3 protein-coding genes and 1 pseudogene are annotated in these 3730 nt (G+C 61.3%); all 4 read left to right on the top strand.

What is annotated here, in order from left to right:
* Positions 1-576: pseudogene (locus tag Q8K05_RS06960) on the top strand (type IV pilus secretin PilQ); the annotation flags it as partial.
* Between the two features lie 176 nt (positions 577-752).
* A complete protein-coding gene (locus Q8K05_RS06955; protein WP_305245781.1) occupies positions 753-1280 on the top strand; it encodes a shikimate kinase in 528 nt (175 codons plus the stop codon).
* A gap of 38 nt (positions 1281-1318) precedes the next feature.
* Positions 1319-2434 (top strand): 3-dehydroquinate synthase, encoded by a 1116-nt coding sequence (gene aroB / locus Q8K05_RS06950; RefSeq protein ID WP_305245780.1) that lies wholly within the window; start codon positions 1319-1321, stop codon positions 2432-2434.
* 93 nt (positions 2435-2527) lie between these two features.
* Positions 2528-3727 carry a deoxyguanosinetriphosphate triphosphohydrolase gene (locus Q8K05_RS06945; RefSeq protein ID WP_305245779.1) on the top strand — a complete coding sequence of 400 codons (1200 nt, stop codon included), beginning with the start codon at positions 2528-2530 and terminating at the stop codon, positions 3725-3727.
* Positions 3728-3730 lie beyond the last annotated feature (3 nt).

The raw sequence follows: 3730 nt of genomic DNA, 5'->3' as shown, positions 1-3730 counted from the left end.
GTGGGGCAAAATGGCTATGGGGCTGCTACGTTTGCTGTATCGTTATTTAATTCGTCGGTGACCCGGCTGTTGAATCTTGAAATTTCCGCCGCAGAAGCAGATGGAAAAGGCAAAATTGTCTCCAGCCCCCGTATCGTGACGGCCGATCAGGTCAAGGCGCTGATTGAGCAAGGCACGGAGCTTCCCTACCAGCAAGCGACCTCCAGCGGTGCGACTTCGATTGCTTTTCGCAAAGCTAACCTGAAGCTGGAGGTCACGCCTCAGATTACGCCCGAAGGAAATATCATTCTGAACGTGGATGTCAACAAGGACAGCGTGGGCCGCTCTACGGCCAACGGTTTCGCCATTGACACCAAACACATCCAGACCCAGGTACTGGTCGAAAATGGTGGAACGGTTGTGATCGGCGGCATCTTTGAGCAGAACGACAGGGAGGACGTGACCAAGGTGCCTTTGTTGGGCGACTTGCCGGGAATCGGCAATTTGTTCAAAACCAAAACCCGAACGGCCACCAAGTCTGAATTGCTGGTGTTCATTACGCCGAGAGTGCTGACGAGCGGCGCTTCACTTCGCTAAGCAAAGCCCCTGACGGGACGGGATGCCGCATGATGCATGCGGGCGATAAGCTTTTTGTACTTGGGTTTGTTCTTGCCTCTGCCATTCGTTCCGTTGCGCCGTTCTCGGTGGTGCTATCTTGCTTCGCTCATGACCGAAGTCCACCCAGACCCTAAATTCAAGTGAATTCAAACCCGTTGAAAATCGCGTGCGTGGGGCTACCGGGTTCCGGTAAATCCACCGTCGGGCGGCAACTCGCCCGGCGCTTGCAGCTGCCTTTCGTGGACTCCGATCAGGCGATCGAGGAGCGGCTGGGGTGTTCCATCCGCCAGTACTTCGAGCGTGAAGGGGAGGAGCGCTTTCGTGACGTCGAGGAGTCGGTGCTTGATGCGTTGACGCTGCAGCCTGGCGGCGTGCTGTCTACCGGCGGCGGCGCTGTGTTGCGCCCTGCCAACCGCGAGCATCTGCACGCGCGGGGGCAGGTGATTTACCTGCACTCTTCCCCTGAAGACGTGTTTCGCCGCTTGCGGCATGACCAGAGCCGGCCGCTGCTGCAGGTGGCCGATCCGCTGGCCCGGTTGCGGGATCTCTACCGCGCGCGGGATCCGCTGTACCGCGAAACAGCGCACTTCGTGATTGAAACGGGGCGCCCTTCGGTGGCGACCCTGGTCAACATGATCATCATGCAGCTGGAACTGGCGGGCGTGATTCCGGCTGCGCCGTAGCCAGTACCCGGCGGGCGAGTGCCTCTACACTTGCGGGCATGAAAGAAAATTCTTCTCCTGCGGCGGCGCAGGTCCAAATCCATCTGGCCGAGCGCAGCTACCCGATTGTCATTGGCAGCCAGTTGCTGGGCAACGCGCTCACTTACCAGCACCTGCCACCCGCTGCTTGCGCCCTGGTGGTGTCCAACACGACGGTGGCGCCCTTGTATGCCACGCAGCTCACTCAGGCGCTGAAGGCGCGCTATGCCAAGGTGGTGCTGCTGACCTTGCCCGACGGCGAGGTCTATAAAGACTGGCCGACCCTGCAGCTGATTTTTGATGCCTTGCTGCAAAACGGCTGTGACCGAAAAACCGTGCTGTTTGCGCTGGGCGGCGGGGTGGTGGGCGATATGACGGGTTTTGCCGCCGCCAGTTACATGCGCGGCGTGCCGTTTGTGCAGGTGCCCACCACGCTGCTGGCGCAGGTGGACTCCTCGGTGGGCGGCAAAACCGCCATTAACCACCCGCTCGGTAAAAACATGATCGGTGCGTTTTACCAGCCGCTGCTGGTGGTCTGTGATCTGGATGTGCTGGCGACGCTGCCGCCCCGTGAACTGAGCGCCGGGCTGGCCGAGATCATCAAATACGGGCCGATTGCCGACATGGCGTTTCTGGACTGGATTGAAACCAACCTCGATGCGCTGCTGGCCAAAGAGCCCCGCGCAATGGCGCATGCCATACAGCGCAGTTGCGAGATCAAGGCCTGGGTCGTGGGGCAGGACGAGCGCGAGTCGGGCTTGCGGGCGATTTTGAATTTTGGCCAGACCTTCGGCCACGCGATTGAATCGGGGCTGGGCTATGGCGAGTGGCTGCACGGTGAGGGTGTGGGTTGCGGCATGGTGATGGCGGCGCATCTGTCGCAGCGCCTGGGCTTGGTGGACATGCCGTTTGTTGAACGCCTGACCCGGCTGGTCCGGCGCGCCGGGCTGCCCGTCAAAGGGCCGGTGCTCTCGACTACCGACAACGCCGGCCGTTACCTCGACCTGATGCGCATCGACAAGAAATCCGAGGCGGGGGAAATTCGCTTTGTGCTGATTGACGGACCCGGTAAGGCGGCTGTGCGCACTGCGCCCGATGCGCTGGTGCGCGAGGTCATCGATGCCTGTTGCGCCTGATTTGCTGCAGATATTTCCAATTGATGAACTATGAAAATAATAGCTGCTTGTGCCCGTGCTTATTGGGTTAGAGGCTATTTTAATGAATAATTCATGACCCTGGAACGCTACGCCTGTGATCCCGCCCAGTCGCGCGGGCGCCGCATCCCTGAACCCGTCGCACCGACGCGGTCTGACTTCCAGCGCGACCGCGACCGGATTGTGCATTCCACCGCGTTTCGCCGCCTGGTCTACAAGACCCAGGTGTTTTTGAACCACGAGGGCGACCTGTTCCGCACGCGGCTGACGCATTCGCTCGAAGTGGCGCAGCTGGGGCGTTCCATTGCCCGCACGCTGCAGCTCAATGAAGACCTGGTGGAAGCGATTGCGCTGGCGCACGATCTGGGCCACACGCCGTTTGGCCATGCCGGTCAGGATGCGCTGAACGCCTGCCTTCAACGCCACAACCCGGAGAGCGCCGGTTTTGAGCACAACCTGCAAAGCCTGCGCGTTGTCGATGCGCTGGAAGAGCGCTACCCGGCCTACAACGGCCTGAACCTGACCTTCGAGACGCGCGAAGGCATTTTGAAGCACTGCTCGCGGCGCAATGCGCGTCATATCGAGGCCCGCGAGCCTGGTGGCGTGGCGTGCCGCTTTGTCTCGCCAACGCATGAGGGCGGCTGCGGGCCGCAGCCCAGCCTGGAAGCCCAGTTGGCCAACCTGGCCGATGAGATTGCCTACAACGCCCACGACATGGACGACGGTGTTCGATCGGGCTTGCTTGATATGGCGCAGCTGGAGGACGTGGCACTGTTCAGCCAGTACCGCCGCGAAACGCTGCGGGCGCACCCGGCCCTGCAGGGCCGGCGGCTGTTGTTTGAAACCATACGGCGCATGCTCAGCGCGCAGGTTTATGACGTGATGGCGGCCACGCAGCAGGCCTTGCAGCACGCGGCACCGGACGATGTTCAGGCGGTGCGCCAACATCCGCCGCTGGTCTGTTTTTCGCAGGAAATGGCCTTGCAGTCCGCATCCCTCAAGCGCTTCCTGCTACAAAATTTATACCGCCACCCGCAAGTCGTGCAAACCACGCAAGCCGCCCGGCAGGTCGTGCGCGACTTGTTCGAAGCCTATATGAGTGACCCGGCGCAGATGCCACAGGCCCATATCGACCGCTTTGACGGCATCGATACTCCCCACGCCGCAGGCGCCAAGCCCGAGCGCGTGGTGGCCGACTACATCGCCGGCATGACGGACCGCTTTGCGGCCAAAGAGCATGAACGCCTGAAGGGCCGCGCGGTGTTTCCGGTCTGAAGG

The organism is Polaromonas sp., assembly GCF_030682935.1.
Taxonomy (GTDB): Bacteria; Pseudomonadota; Gammaproteobacteria; order Burkholderiales; family Burkholderiaceae_C; genus Polaromonas.
This window is presented reverse-complemented; position numbering and strand designations above follow the sequence as displayed.